We start from the raw sequence: 13545 nt of genomic DNA, 5'->3' as shown, positions 1-13545 counted from the left end.
TCGCTTGATCACTGGCAACCCAAAGCAACCCGCCCTACAAACGAGGCATGATAGTAGAACTCGGACATTTCGCCCTGATCCTGGCCTTCGCGGTCGCGGTTTTTCAGATGATCGTGCCGATGATCGGCGCCGCGCGGGGCAATGCCGCCTGGATGGCCACGGCAGAGCCCGCCGCCAGCGCCCAGTTCATCCTCACCGCCGCCTCTTTCGCGGCGCTGACCTATGCCTTTGTCACCTCGGATTTCTCGCTCAACCTCGTGGTCGCGAACTCCCATACCGACAAGCCGCTGATCTACAAGATCTCCGGCGTTTGGGGCAATCATGAGGGGTCACTGCTCCTTTGGGTCGTCATCCTGACGCTCTTCGGCGCCTGTGCCGCCTGGTTCGGCAAGGGCCTGCCGCCGACGCTGCGCGCCCGCGTCCTTGCGGTGCAATCCTCCGTCGCGGTGGCCTTCTTCGCCTTCATCCTCTTCACCTCGAACCCGTTCCTGCGCCTTGCGGTGCCGCCGTTCAACGGGCAAGACCTCAACCCGCTCCTGCAGGACCCGGGCCTCGCGTTCCATCCGCCGTTCCTCTACCTGGGCTACGTCGGCCTTTCGATGGCCTTCTCCTTCGCCGTCGCCGCCCTGATCGAGGGGCGCGTGGACGCCGCCTGGGGCCGCTGGGTGCGCCCCTGGACGCTGGCGGCCTGGGTGTTCCTGACCATCGGCATCGGTCTCGGTTCCTGGTGGGCGTATTATGAGCTCGGCTGGGGCGGGTTCTGGTTCTGGGACCCGGTGGAAAACGCGTCCTTCATGCCCTGGTTGATCTCGGCGGCGCTTCTGCACTCTGCCATCGTCGTTGAAAAACGCGAGAGCCTGAAATCCTGGACGATCCTTTTGGCGATCCTGGCCTTCGGTTTCTCCCTCATCGGCACCTTCATCGTCCGCTCGGGCGTTCTGACCTCCGTCCATGCCTTCGCCAACGACCCCGAACGCGGCGTCTTCATCCTGATGATCCTGGCGTTCTTCATGGGCGGCGCCTTGCTGCTTTTCGCCTTCCGCGCCGGCGCGATGGAGGCCAAGGGCGTCTTTTCCACCGTCAGCCGCGAAAGCGGGCTGGTGGTCAATAACCTCCTGCTCGCGGTCTCCTGCTTCGTGGTCTTCATCGGCACGATCTGGCCCCTGATCGCCGAGATGTTTTTTGACCGCACGCTCTCTGTCGGCCCGCCGTTCTTTGACGCCGCCTTCACGCCCTTCGTCTTCGCCCTTGCCGTGGTCCTGCCCATCGCCGCGATGATGCCGTGGAAGCGCGCCAAGCTGGACAAACCCCTGCGCGCCTTGATGCCAGCCGCCGTTCTGGCCATTGCCGTGGGGCTTCTGGCCTGGGCGATGTATACGGGCCGCACGGCGATTGCGCCCCTTGGGGTGGGCCTTGCCGTCTGGCTGGTCGCGGGTGCGGCCACCGATCTTTGGTCGCGTACCGGACGCGGTGCCATCGGTGGACGTCTTGGTCGCCTGACGCGGTTGCCCCGCGCCGATTGGGGCAAGTCGATTGCCCATGCGGGCGTGGGCGTCACGATGTTCGGGGTGGTCACGCTGACCGGCTACCAGATCGAGGATATCCGCGTGGCCCAGGTGGGCGAGCCTTACCGGGTCGGCGCGTATCAGATCGAGCTTCTAGGCGTGGAAGAGAATGTCCGCGGCCCGAACTTCATCAGCACGATCGCTTCGGTCCGGGTGAGCAACCCCGAGACCGGCGCTGAGATCACGACCCTCTCGCCCGAGCGGCGCATCTACCCGGTCGCTGGCATGCCCACCACGGAGGCCGGGATCAACAATGGCGTGACCCGGGACGTCTACATCACGCTCGGCGATCCGCAGCAGAACGGCGGATGGGCCGTGCGGACCTGGATCAAGCCCTTTGCGAACTGGATCTGGGGCGGGACGATCATCATGGCCCTGGGCGGCTTCCTGAGCCTGTCTGACCGCCGCTACCGCATGGCGGCGGGTGCGGCGAAGCCGCAGCGGCCGCCAAGCTCGGGGGTGCCTGCGGAATGAAACAACTCCTCCTCGCTACGCTCCTCGCAGCTGTCACTTTGGCGGCTCCCGCGCTGGCGGTGCAACCTGATGAGATCCTGGACGATCCGGCGCTGGAAGAACGTGCGCGCGATATCTCTTCCGGCCTGCGCTGCCTCGTGTGCCGCAACGAGAGCATCGACGAAAGCAACGCAGATCTTGCCCGCGATCTGCGTCTTCTGGTGCGGGAGCGGTTGGTGGCGGGCGACAGCGATGAAGAGACGGTGGCCTATATCGTCGCGCGCTACGGCGAGTACGTGTTGCTGCGCCCCACCTTTGACGGGTCCACGATTGCGCTTTGGCTGGCGGGGCCGCTTCTTCTGCTGGCAGGTGTCGGCCTGTCGCTGAGTTATGTGCGGGGCCGCGCCTCGGCTCAGGCAAGCGGCGAGGACGGGTTGAGTGCGGAGGAGCAGGCGCGTTTGGACGCCATTCTCTCCGATGATCCCAAGGCGTAACTGACGCGGGGTTTGGGCTTTTCTGTACTGAACGGTTTGCTATGGTCTCCCCAACGCTAGGGAGGCTACCCCAATGAATTACGAGACCATCACCCCCCAGACCACCGATGGCATGGCGGTCATCACGTTGAACCGCCCCGACGTGATGAACGCGCTCAACACGCAGATGCGCGCCGAGATCACCCATGCGGTCAAAGAGGCAGCGCAGGGGGCGCGGGTGGTGGTGCTAACGGGCGTGGGGCGGGCGTTTTGTTCGGGCCAGGACCTGGGCGACCGGGCCAATGCGGGCAACCTCAACCTGGAGCGGACGCTGCGGGACGAATACATCCCGATGCTCAACGCGATTGTGGAGTGTCCGGTGCCGGTGATCGCGGCGGTGAACGGGACGGCGGCGGGGGCGGGGGCGAACCTGGCACTGGTCTGCGATGTCGTGATCGCCGCGGAAAGCGCGTCGTTCATCCAGGCGTTCTCGCGCATCGGGTTGATCCCGGATGCGGGCGGGACCTGGGCCTTGCCGCGCACGATTGGGCTGCAGCGCGCGATGGGGGCGGCGCTTTTTGCGGAGAAGATTTCTGCGGCGCAGGCGGCGGACTGGGGGATGATCTGGGAGATGGCGGCGGATGAAGAATTCGAGGCCACCTGGATGGCCCGGGCCACGCATCTGGCGACCGGCCCGACAGAGGCCTTCAAGCGGATCAAACAGGTGATGCGGGCGAGCCATGGGAACTCGCTGGACGAGCAGCTTTTGCTGGAGGGTCAGCTTCAGGGGCAGTGCGGGAAATCGCGCGACTTCAAGGAGGGCGTGGTGGCTTTTCTGGAGAAACGTCCTGCGGTGTTTGAGGGGCGATAATGGGGCGGTGAGCAGGGGTGCTCAAGCTTGAGCACCCTACCTAAACCTTTGTAAACGCACAAAAAGCCGAAATTCGTTAACCTTTTGTTAACCCGGGCCTTGCCGCCTTGGGCCTTACCCGCCCGGGGGCGGGGCTGTGAAGAGAACCATGGCCGCCGCGAGCACCACGATCCCCACCGCAAGGCCAATGACCAGCCAGAAGCCCTTGCCCGCGCCCTTTCGGGCAAAGGTCACCTCGCAGTCCTGATCTGCCGTTACGTGGATCACGAAATCCGCGTCGGCAAAGCCCTTTTCAATGGCGTTCTGGGCCTTCAGGGGCAGCGTCTCGTGCTTCCAACTGAACCAATGCCAGCGCGCGACCTCGACGGTGCCGGAGACGTCTGCGCCTTCGGCTTGCGCGGTGAAATTGATCGTGCTCGGGACCGAGCTGGAAAACAGCCGGAAGATCTTGGTCCGTTCTCCGGCTTTCAGCGGGATGGGTGTGCTCATGGTCGGGGAGTTTAGCGCTTGGACGATACAAATGCCATGGCCGGGGTGGCAGGAAGGCGCAGGGGGAGTGCGCCTTCTAAGAATTGACGGACGCCATGTGGCCTAAGCCGCGCGCCGCGTTCAGCCGCGACCGGCCACGATCCTGTCGAGGATCAGGGCGCAGAACAGGATCGCCAGACCGGCCAGCAAACCTTGCCCTGCGGCGGCGAATTGCAGGGCTTCCAGCACGTCCTCGCCCAGACCCTGGGCGCCGATCAGCGAGGCGACGACAACCATGGCCAGCGACAGAAGGATCGTCTGGTTGACGCCCGCCATGATGGTCTTGGCGGCCAGGGGAAGCTCTACCCGCCAGAGCAGGTAGCGGGGCGTTGCGCCGAAGGCCAGGGCAGCCTCGCGCACCGTTTCGGGCACCTGCTGGAGGCCCAGGACGGTGAAACGGATCACCGGCGGTGAGCCGAAGATCATCGTCGCCACGACGCCTGCGGGTTTGCCCGAGCCGATGAAGGCCACGACCGGGATCAGGTAGACGAAGGACGGCATCGACTGCATGAAGTCGAGGATCGGACGCACGATGGCGTAGATCTTTGGCCTGCGGGCGCAGAAGACGCCGAACGGGATGCCGAGGGTGATGGAGATCAGGGCCGCCGCGCCCAGAAGCGCCACCGTCGTCATCGCCTTTTCCCAGAAATCCAGAAGGCCCAGGTAGGCCAGCGCCACGGCGGTAAAGATCGCCACGCGCGGGCCTGCGGAGAGGTAGGCGAGCATCAGGATCACGAAGGCCACGACGGGCCAGGGCGTGTCGACCAGGACCACCTCGATGGCATCGAGCAGGTTGCGCATGCTGGCGGTGATGGAATCGAACACGCCGCGCCCTTCGGTGCGCAGCCAGTCGAAGCCGGTCTGGATCCAATCGCCGACGACAAGACGCCAATTGCCGTCGGTCGGGAACTCGGCCAGGACCGCGAAGGCGGCGGGTTGGGCGAATTGGATGGAGCATGTCACCACGGACATCACGAACATCAGGGCCGCGAGGCCCGCGCGGGCCATGGACCAGCCGCTGGCGACGTCTTTGTCCGAGCGCCAGCGGGCGAATTGCTGCTCCAACGTCCAGTTGGAGAGCGCCGCGACGCCAAACTTGATGAGGGCCAGGGCCAGGAGGCCGCCGCCGATGAACCACAGCCCCGTCGCATCCGCCGCCGTGGCAGCGGCCTGGGCATCGACCAGCGCGCCTTCCAGGGATTCCGCGGCGCGCCTGAGGCTTTCGACTGTGGAGGTATTGCCCGCGTTTTCTGCCGCCTCGATCTGACCATAGCGCAGGTCCAGCGTGGCCTGGATGCTATCGGCCCGGTCGCGTTGTGCGGAGCCGAGATCGCCAAAGAGCCCCATGCCGATCTGGATGTAAGCCGCTGTTTCCAGGATCAAAACGCCCAGGAACCAGCTCCACAATCCGCGGGCGCCGAACCAGATGGGACCGAGGAGCGCCGCGGCCCAGTTCAGGGTGAACTTGTAGCCCGGCGCGCTGAGCATGGTGGCAAAGACGCGGCGGTAGTAGGGGGTGTTCTGGCCGACGAAATCGTCGATCAGCGGCTCCAGCCGGGTGGTATCGGTGTTGTCGGTCATGCCCTTACCCCTGATTTTCGCGGATCGCGCGCAGAAGGCCCGCGCGGTTGATGACGCCGACGGTCGCGCCGTCAGCCACGACTTTCAAAACGCCCGTCCCCTCGACGCAGAGGTCCATCAGCGCGCTCAGATCCATGTCCGGCGCGGCGACGCGCGCGTCTTTGGGGACGTCGCCGTGTTCGGATTTGAAGCGGTCCACGGGGGTCATCACGGAGTGGGCGAAGATCAGGTTCAGCTTGGAGATGCCTGCCACGAAATCGCTGACGTAATCGTCGGCGGGGTTGAGGATGATATCCTCGGGCGTGCCGATCTGCACGATGCGCCCGTCCTTCATGATCGCGATGCGATGACCAATGCGGATCGCCTCGTCGAGGTCATGGGTGATGAACATCGTGGTCTTTTTCAGTTCCTTGGAGAGCGCCATGAACTGGTCCTGCAATTGCTTGCGGATCAGCGGATCGAGCGCAGAGAACGGCTCGTCCATCAGGAGGATCTGGGGGTTGGAGGCGATGGCGCGGGCCAGGCCCACGCGCTGTTGCATGCCGCCCGAAAGCTCATGGGCGTATTTGTCTTCCCAGCCGGTCAGCTCCACCAGATCCAGCACGCGGTCGGCCTCGGCCCAGCGGCGCGCTTTGGCGGCGCCGCGGATTTCCAGAGGCATGGCGACGTTATCGCGGACGGTGCGGTGGGGCATCAGGCCGAAGTTCTGGAATACCATGGCGACCTGGTGGTTGCGCAGGTAACGCAGGCGTTCGGCGTTCAGGCCCATGACGTCTTCGCCGTCGATGCGGATTTCGCCGGCGGTGGGTTCCAGCAGGCGGTTCACATGGCGCACGAGGGTGGATTTGCCTGAGCCCGAGAGGCCCATGATGCAAAAAAGCTCTCCCTCCTCGATCTGGAAGGTGGCGTCGGCGACGCCCACGACACAGCCGAAGCGGCTGAGGACCTCGGACTTTCCAAGGCCTTCGGCGCGGATCGCGGCCAGGGCTTCGTCGGCCCGGCTGCCGAAGACTTTCCACACGCCGCGCGCGTCGATTGCTATTTCCTGTGACAAGCTACCGCCCCCGTTTGGCATGGTCGCAAAATGCGCCCGGCGGGTGTGTTCCGCCGGGCGCGAGCTATATCAATGATAGATCAATTCAGGCCGAGCCAGCCGTCGATGACATCGGTGTTGGCTTCGATCCAGGCTGCGACAGCGACGGGGATCTCCTCGCCGCCTTCAACGACCTGGAAGGTCAGCTCGGACAGCTCGCCCGCGTCCATGTCGATGGCCTGCAGGAAGGCAGCCGCCGCCGGGTTGCGGTCAAAGAGCGAGTTGGAGAAGGCGATGCGGACGGTCTTGACCTGATCGCCGGTCATGACCGAGCTTTCCTCGAACCAATTCGCGGAATCGTCGGGGCGGACCATGTTGAACAGCGCCGGGTCGTACTCGGGCTCTTCGATCATCGTCACGTCATAAAGCGCGTGGACGTAGTGGGGGCTGTAGCAATAGAAGACGGCGCCTTCGCGGTTCTCGATCAGGCCGCGCAGGCGGGAGTAATAGACCGTCTCGTCCTCGGTGGTGGGCTCCAGAAAGGTGCCGATGCCGTAGTCGCGGACTTTCACCTGGTGGGTGGACGTGGACGCCCAACCCGACGCGCCGACCCAGATCTCACCCATGCCGTCGCCGTCGCTGTCAAACAGCGCCTGGGCCTCGGGTGTGGCGAGGTCGTAGATGGTGCGGATGTTGTGCTCTTCGGCCATGTAGGTCGGCACGCAGAAGCCCGCGCGGCCCTCGTAAGAGCCATCGGAGAGCGTGACGTTCTCACCGTATTCGTCCACGAAGCTCTGCTGGTTGGGCAGCCAGACGTCGGGGTGGACATCGATGTCGCCGCGACCACCGGCCATGGCCGCAAAGATCACCGCGTTGGCGCCGGGGGCGTAGCCGACTTCACCGCCGAGCCGGGTTTCGATCACCTGGCCGATCATATTGGCCATGATGTGCGCGCCGGGCCAGGACGGCTCGCCGATCATCACGGTTTCCTGGGCGCTGGCGGTGGTGCCAGCGGTCATGGCCATGCCGAGGGCAACGGCACCGAGGGTCAGTTTTTGCATGGGTCTTTCTCCTTGTTGATCGTCTTGAATTACGCCCGAGCTCTGGTTCGGCTCGGGTCGATGAATGGGATGTCCGCGACGGTTGCGCTCAGGCGCTTCATGCGCCCATCCATCATGCCCACCTCCAGCATCGTGCCGGGGCTTGCATGTTCGATAGAGAGCCGCGCCATGGCGATGGCGCGCTCCAGACTGGGGGAGCGGGTGGCCGAGGTCACCACGCCCACAGGACGCTCGCCCAGGAACACAGGCGCGCCGTGGAGCGGCACGTCGTCCTGGTCCAGCAAAAGACCCTTCAGCGCGCGGCGGGGCGCGGCGGCGTTGCGGGCCAGGGCGTCCTTGCCCAAAAAGGCGGATTTCTTCAGGTCGACGGCAAACCCGAGGCCTGCCTCAAACGCATCGACGCCGGGGGCGAACTCGGCATTGGCGGCCGCCAATCCGGCCTCGATCCGGATAATTTCCAAGGCTGCGCCGCCCATCGGGGCGATGCCAAACTCCTCTCCCGCTGCCATCACGACGTCCCAAAGCTGGGTGGCATCGGTCGCGGCGCAAAACAGCTCGTACCCCAATTCGCCGGTATAGCCCGAGCGGGACAGCATGAACGGCAGCCCCTCACGGTCGCCGACACGGGCCGAGGTGACGCCGAACCACTTCATCTCGTCCAGCGCCGGGACATGGGGCTGGGTGAACACAAACTTGCGCAGGATATCGCGCGCGCGGGGGCCTTGCAGCGCAAGGTTGGGCAACACGTCGCCCTGGGCGTTGATCCGGGCCTGGTAGCCCTTGGCAGAGGCCAGTTCCGTCAGATGACGCGCGCTTTCCTCGGACCCGCAGCACCAGCGGAAGACCTGCGGCGCCAGGCGGAACAGGGTGCCGTCATCGATGACCTCGCCCTGGGTGTCACAAAGCAGCGCGTAGGTGCCGCGCCATACGGCCAGCTTGGCGACATCGCGGGTCATCGCATGTTGCAACAGACGCTCCGCATCGGGGCCCACGACGTCGTATTTGCGCAGCGCGCTCATGTCCTGCAGGGTCGCGGCCTGTCGACAGGCCCAGTATTCGGCCAGCGTGCCTTGGGTGGAATAGGAATTGGGCACCCAAAGATTGCGCGCAGGCACGTAGTCCCGCGTCAGCTTGCTGGTGGCCGGGTGAAAGGCCGATTCCTGGCTGAGTGTCACAGGAGACGTCTCCTTTTCCCGGTAAGCGACTGCCCGTCGGATCGGGGCATCGGGGCGGTAGATGCGAACGTGAATGTCGGTGGGGTTCCAGCCGTTGATCGGGTCGATATCGTCGGGGCAGGCGGTGCTGACGCAGACCAGAGGCTCCATCGCGCGCATCGCCACGTAATCACCGGGGCGCGACCAGCTTTCCTCGGTCTGGATATGGTGGGTGCCGGCGTCGACCCAGGTGTTCCAGAAAAAGTTGATTGCGGGCCAGGCGTTGCGGCGCGGCACGCCGAAGGGGGCGACGCTGTCGGAGATATTGTCCGAGCAATTCACATGGCCCGGAAAACCGCGTTCCTCATAGCTGCGCGCGGTGCAGGCAAGGCCGTAGGTGTCATGGCGCCCGCAGGTATCTTGCAGGACATTCAACAGGGGCCGCATCTCGCTGTCGTAGAATTTGTCGAAGAGGCCCGGCCCGGGGAACGCCCGGCGTACCATGGAGCGTGTGGCGGTGCTGTCGATCATCTCGACACGGTTCGCCTCCAGCCCCTCGGCGCGGAACGCCATGAAGTCGGAGCATTGCTGCCCCTCGACGTCGATGATCTGCACCATTTCACCGGGGCGCAGTTCATAGGCGCGGGCGGTGCCGCGGGTGACGGTGAATTCCTCGCGAATGTCGCCCAGGGGCGGGGGCAGCAGCACGTTGGCCGAGGGCATCCGGGTGATGCCAATGGCAACCGGCCCCGGCGCGGTGCCGGAGGTGAGGCTTTCGGCGTCCATGCAGGAGGCAAACCAGACCGAGCAGGGCGCGGTGGCCTTCAGGATCAGCGGGCCGTCTGTGGCCGCAAGGCGGGCTGAGGGCGGCACGATATCCCCGGCGAGGCCCTGGGCGGCGATCCATGCTTTAAGCTCGGCGCTGTCGAACATCTCAAGGGGGAGGGCGGGCGTGCCGGAAAGGCCCAGAGCGGGGAGGGCGTCCTGGCCTTTTTGGTCGAACGCGCAGACGAGAATGTGGTGCTCGGCGCGCAGGTCGTGGATTGAGATGAGGTCGCCTGCGTCCAGTTCAAACCTGAGCGCCTGGCGCAGGCAGAGGTGGCCGGATTGGCCCAATTGCGGGGAGGAAAGCCCGGGGAAGTTGCGGGCCCCGATCCCCTGCGATGCGCCCAGTGCAGCGTTGTCGATTGCATGAATCAGGTGCGAGGGCATGGAGGGGGGTCATCCTTGTAACCGGTTACAAACTGTTAGAACGGAAGGAATTCACGAGTCAACAGATTGATCAGACTCCAAAAAGCTGTGACACAGGCGGGGTGAATGCACTTGACGGATCCAAACGCGCGACCCTGCGCGATGTGGCGCGGCACGCGAAGGTCTCGGTCGCGACCGTGTCGCGGGTCCTGAACAAATCGGACCTGGTGACCAAGGAGACGCGCGACCGGGTCACGCAAGCCATCGAGGCGTTGAACTTCGTCCCGAGTGCGGCGGCGCGCACGCTGAACTCCGGCAACTCGCGCACCATCGGGGCGCTGGTGCCGACGCTGGATCATTCGATTTTCGCGCGCTACCTCAATGCGCTGGAGCAGCGCCTGTCCGATCATGGCTATGCCTTGATCGTGGCGATCACCGGCGGCGTCGCGGAGGTGGAGGAGCGCAAGGCCTTCGGGCTTTTGGACATGGGGGTGGAGGGGCTTCTGATCTCGGGGAAAACCCACTCGGCTGGTTTCGATGCCCTGGTCGACCGGTTCCGCGTGCCGACGCTGATCACCTCGTATTTCGATGAAGGGGCGAGGTATCCCACCATCGGCTACGACAATGCGGCGATTGCCGCGAATGCGTTCACCTATCTGCGCTCATTGGGGCATCGCACGATTGCGGTGATCCATGGGCCTTGTGATGTGAACGACCGAAACACGGCGCGGATTGATGCGATCAAGGCGATGGATCGGGGCGGCATGACCACGTTCTGGCCGGTTGAGATGAACGTCTCGGGCGGGGCGGACGGGGTGCGGGAGATGGCCGGGAAGGGGCAGTTACCCTCGGCGATCTTGTGCCTGTCGGATGTGCTGGCCTTGGGCGCATCGTTCGAGTTGCAGAGGTTGGGGATGCGGGTACCGGGGGACATCTCGATCATGGGGTTCGATGACCTGGAGTGGTCGGCGGCGAGTGTGCCGGGGATGACCAGTATCCAGCTGCCAGCGGCCGAAATGGGGGTCAGCGCGTCCGACGCGATGGCGGCCTGGCTGAAGACGGGCCGGCGGGCAGAGCCGAGGATGCTGCCGGCAGAGATCGTAGTGCGCGGATCGACGCGGGATATTGGCGCGGACGGGGGGGCGTGATCGGCTGCGAGTGGCTGTCACCAACGTGCCGTGGAGCTGCCCGCCCATGGCCTGAGCGGGCAGCTTTTTTGAGCGTTCACCGTGCCCCCTAACGTTCCGGGATCAGGCCCCTGGGGCTGAAGCGCAGGACCAGAAGCAGGATCAACCCCATGGTCAAGAGGCGCATGTGGGCGGCTGAATCGAGCAGGTGCTCGCGCAGCCAGTAGCCGTCTTCCATGGAGAAGGTGATGGTTTCCATCAGCAAAAGGCCCAGGGGTTCGACCTGCACCCAGAGCCACCAGATCAGGAAGCCGCCCAGAACAGCGCCCCAGTTGTTGCCGGAGCCTCCGACGATCACCATGACCCAGATCAGGAAGGTGAAGCGCAGGGGCTGGTAGGTGCCGGGGACCAGCTGGCTGTCGAGCGTGGTCATCATCGCGCCTGCCACGCCGCAGACGGCGGAGCCCAGGATGAAGATCTGCAAATGCCGCGCTTTGACGTCTTTGCCCATGGCCGAGGCCGAAACCTCATTATCGCGGATCGCGCGCATCATCCGGCCCCAGGGCGAGTTCCAGGCCTTCTCGGACAGCCAGATCAACAGGCCCAACACGGCGATGAAAAGCGCGGCGTAGAGGATCTTGACGGTGATGGTGGAGGCCGTCACGGGATCGGCGCCGGTGCTGGCGACGAGGCCCAGGAACTGCTCATTCACTTGCAGGTCAACCTCATAGGGGACGGGACGGGGGATGCCGGTGACGTTCTTCACACCGCGCGCCAGCCAATCCTCATTCTTGAGGATGGCGATGATGATCTCGGCGATGCCGAGGGTGGCGATGGCGAGGTAGTCTGACCGCAGGCCGAGGGCCGTCTTGCCGATGATCCAGGCCGCGCCTGCGGCCAGCACACCGCCCATGGGCCAGGCCAGCAGGACCGGCAGGCCGAGGCCGCCGATGTTGCCGGTGGAGGCAGGCTCGAACGCTTCGACGACCTGGACGCCGGGGCCGATCACGCTGCGGTAGAAGAAGAAGCCGCCGATCATGATGACCAGCATGGCGAGAGTCCGCAAAAGGCCCTTGGGCAGCCTCGCATAGGCCAGGATCGCCAGAAGGATCGTTGCGGCCCCCAGGATCAGGCCCAGAAGGATGCGCGGCCCGCCGTAGGTCCAAATGGAAGGACCGCCCGCGTCGGGGATCGTGGAAAACCAGGCGCCGGGGACGGGATCGGATGAGATCAGGACGGCAGCCAAGCCGCCCAGCGCCACGAAGCCCATCACACCGACGTTGAACAGGCCCGCGTAGCCCCACTGCATGTTGACGCCGAGCGCCATGATGCAGCTGATCAGACCCATGTTGAAGATCGTCAGCGCGGTGTTCCAGGACTGGATGAACCCGGTCCCGAGGAAGAGCACGGCAACCAGCGCAAACAGCAGGATGTTCTTGGCGTTGAGCTGCGACGGGGCGGGTTCAGTGACAGCGCTCATACCGATTTCCCCTTCATGATGCCCGTGGGCTTGAACAGCAGCACGATCAGCAGGATGCCGAAGGAGACCGCGAATTTATAGTCGGTGGACAGCAGTTGCAGCAGCCCCTCGGGTTGCCAATCCTCTGGCCCGAGGTAGCCCACGACCTTGCGGAACGCATAGGTCACACCGACCTCAGAAAACGCGATGAGAAAGCCGCCGAGGATGGCACCCAGCGGATTGCCCAGGCCCCCGACGATGGCCGAGGCGAAGATCGGCAGCAGAAGCTGGAAATAGGTGAAGGGTTTGAAGCTCTTGTCGAGACCGTAGAGGACGCCTGCCGTGGTCGCCAGCGCGGCGACGATGATCCAGGTGACCAGCACGACGCGGTCGGGGTTGATGCCCGACAGAAGCGCCAGATCCTCGTTATCGGAAAACGCGCGCATGGATTTGCCGGTGCGGGTGCGGTTGAGGAACCAGAACAGCGCCACAACGGCGATCACGGCCACCACGATGGTGATGCCCTGGGTGGTGCGGAAGGCCAGGCCTTCGTCCAGGCCCGTCATCTCGCGGAAATCGCGCGCGCGGATGATGAAGCGCTCGCCATCGGCAAAGCGCTGGTCATCGACGCCAATGAGGAAGCGCACGATGCCGTTCATGATGAACATCACGCCGAGCGACGCGATCACGAAGATCACCGGTTTCGCCTTTTGCTGGCGATAGAAGCGGTAGACGACCTTGTCGGTGCCGATCATCAAAAGCGCCGTGACCGCGATGCCAAGGGGCAGAGCGATCAGCGCCGTGGGCAGGGGGCCGAAGCTGATGCCAGCGGCCTGCAGGCCCCAGGTGCCGAAGATCGTGATCATCGTCCCGAACGCCATCGTGTCGCCATGGGCGAAGTTCGAGAACCGCAAGATGCCGTAGATCAGCGTCACGCCAAGCGCGCCAAGCGCCAGTTGCGCGCCGTAAGCCGTGGCCGGAATGATGACGAAGTTCATCAGTGCCACGAGAGCGTTGAGAAAATCCACGCTAAGTCTCCCCTTGGATGC

11 protein-coding genes are annotated in these 13545 nt (G+C 64.6%); 4 read left to right on the top strand and 7 right to left on the bottom strand.

Annotated features, from left to right (window positions below; genetic code table 11):
* Nucleotides 1-47: 47 nt before the first annotated feature.
* The 3 genes from AC6I9R_RS12880 to AC6I9R_RS12870 all read left to right on the top strand — a co-directional run bounded on the left by AC6I9R_RS12880 (nt 48) and on the right by AC6I9R_RS12870 (nt 3362).
* Nucleotides 48-2039, top strand: a complete 1992-nt coding sequence (locus AC6I9R_RS12880) for a heme lyase CcmF/NrfE family subunit (RefSeq protein WP_461425967.1) — start codon at nt 48-50, stop codon at nt 2037-2039.
* Entirely contained in the window at nt 2036-2512 is a 477-nt protein-coding gene (locus AC6I9R_RS12875; RefSeq protein WP_461425966.1) for a cytochrome c-type biogenesis protein, read from the top strand. Before AC6I9R_RS12880 ends, AC6I9R_RS12875 begins: the two co-directional genes overlap by 4 nt.
* Before the next feature lie 73 nt (nt 2513-2585).
* On the top strand, nt 2586-3362 hold the full coding sequence (locus AC6I9R_RS12870) for an enoyl-CoA hydratase-related protein (protein ID WP_461425965.1): 777 nt from the start codon (nt 2586-2588) through the stop codon (nt 3360-3362).
* 114 nt (nt 3363-3476) lie between these two features.
* Here the strand turns inward: AC6I9R_RS12870 and AC6I9R_RS12865 are convergent, their stop codons facing one another.
* The 5 genes from AC6I9R_RS12865 to AC6I9R_RS12845 form a co-directional block, all read right to left on the bottom strand.
* Nucleotides 3477-3851 (bottom strand): hypothetical protein, encoded by a 375-nt coding sequence (locus AC6I9R_RS12865; RefSeq protein WP_461425964.1) that lies wholly within the window; start codon nt 3849-3851, stop codon nt 3477-3479.
* 120 nt (nt 3852-3971) lie between these two features.
* Nucleotides 3972-5471: an ABC transporter permease gene (locus AC6I9R_RS12860; RefSeq protein WP_461425963.1), complete on the bottom strand. Its 1500-nt coding sequence runs from the start codon at nt 5469-5471 to the stop codon at nt 3972-3974.
* A 4-nt stretch (nt 5472-5475) separates the two neighbouring features.
* Nucleotides 5476-6525, bottom strand: coding sequence for a quaternary amine ABC transporter ATP-binding protein (locus AC6I9R_RS12855; RefSeq protein ID WP_461425962.1), 1050 nt, complete (start codon nt 6523-6525; stop codon nt 5476-5478).
* A gap of 80 nt (nt 6526-6605) precedes the next feature.
* Nucleotides 6606-7565: an ABC transporter substrate-binding protein gene (locus AC6I9R_RS12850; RefSeq protein ID WP_461425961.1), complete on the bottom strand. Its 960-nt coding sequence runs from the start codon at nt 7563-7565 to the stop codon at nt 6606-6608.
* Nucleotides 7566-7594: 29 nt separating this feature from the next.
* Nucleotides 7595-9931 (bottom strand): DUF1989 domain-containing protein, encoded by a 2337-nt coding sequence (locus AC6I9R_RS12845; protein ID WP_461425960.1) that lies wholly within the window; start codon nt 9929-9931, stop codon nt 7595-7597.
* A gap of 101 nt (nt 9932-10032) precedes the next feature.
* On the opposite strand from AC6I9R_RS12845, the gene AC6I9R_RS12840 reads away from it, so the two are divergent.
* Nucleotides 10033-11058 (top strand): LacI family DNA-binding transcriptional regulator, encoded by a 1026-nt coding sequence (locus AC6I9R_RS12840; RefSeq protein ID WP_461425959.1) that lies wholly within the window; start codon nt 10033-10035, stop codon nt 11056-11058.
* Nucleotides 11059-11146: 88 nt separating this feature from the next.
* Here AC6I9R_RS12840 and AC6I9R_RS12835 read toward each other — a convergent pair whose 3' ends face one another.
* Both AC6I9R_RS12835 and AC6I9R_RS12830 read right to left on the bottom strand, forming a co-directional pair.
* Nucleotides 11147-12517 (bottom strand): branched-chain amino acid ABC transporter permease, encoded by a 1371-nt coding sequence (locus AC6I9R_RS12835; RefSeq protein ID WP_461425958.1) that lies wholly within the window; start codon nt 12515-12517, stop codon nt 11147-11149.
* Nucleotides 12514-13524, bottom strand: coding sequence for a branched-chain amino acid ABC transporter permease (locus AC6I9R_RS12830; RefSeq protein WP_461425957.1), 1011 nt, complete (start codon nt 13522-13524; stop codon nt 12514-12516). Before AC6I9R_RS12830 ends, AC6I9R_RS12835 begins: the two co-directional genes overlap by 4 nt.
* Between the last annotated feature and the right edge of the window lie 21 nt (nt 13525-13545).

It is taken from the genome of Gymnodinialimonas sp. (assembly GCF_059726805.1).
This window is presented reverse-complemented; position numbering and strand designations above follow the sequence as displayed.

Coding starts and splice junctions, on each gene's coding strand:
- AC6I9R_RS12880 (WP_461425967.1), top strand. CDS start 48: ATGATAGTAGAACTCGGACATTTCGCCCTGATCCTGGCCTTCGCGGTC.
- AC6I9R_RS12875 (WP_461425966.1), top strand. CDS start 2,036: ATGAAACAACTCCTCCTCGCTACGCTCCTCGCAGCTGTCACTTTGGCG.
- AC6I9R_RS12870 (WP_461425965.1), top strand. CDS start 2,586: ATGAATTACGAGACCATCACCCCCCAGACCACCGATGGCATGGCGGTC.
- AC6I9R_RS12865 (WP_461425964.1), bottom strand. CDS start 3,851: ATGAGCACACCCATCCCGCTGAAAGCCGGAGAACGGACCAAGATCTTC.
- AC6I9R_RS12860 (WP_461425963.1), bottom strand. CDS start 5,471: ATGACCGACAACACCGATACCACCCGGCTGGAGCCGCTGATCGACGAT.
- AC6I9R_RS12850 (WP_461425961.1), bottom strand. CDS start 7,565: ATGCAAAAACTGACCCTCGGTGCCGTTGCCCTCGGCATGGCCATGACC.
- AC6I9R_RS12845 (WP_461425960.1), bottom strand. CDS start 9,931: ATGCCCTCGCACCTGATTCATGCAATCGACAACGCTGCACTGGGCGCA.
- AC6I9R_RS12835 (WP_461425958.1), bottom strand. CDS start 12,517: ATGAGCGCTGTCACTGAACCCGCCCCGTCGCAGCTCAACGCCAAGAAC.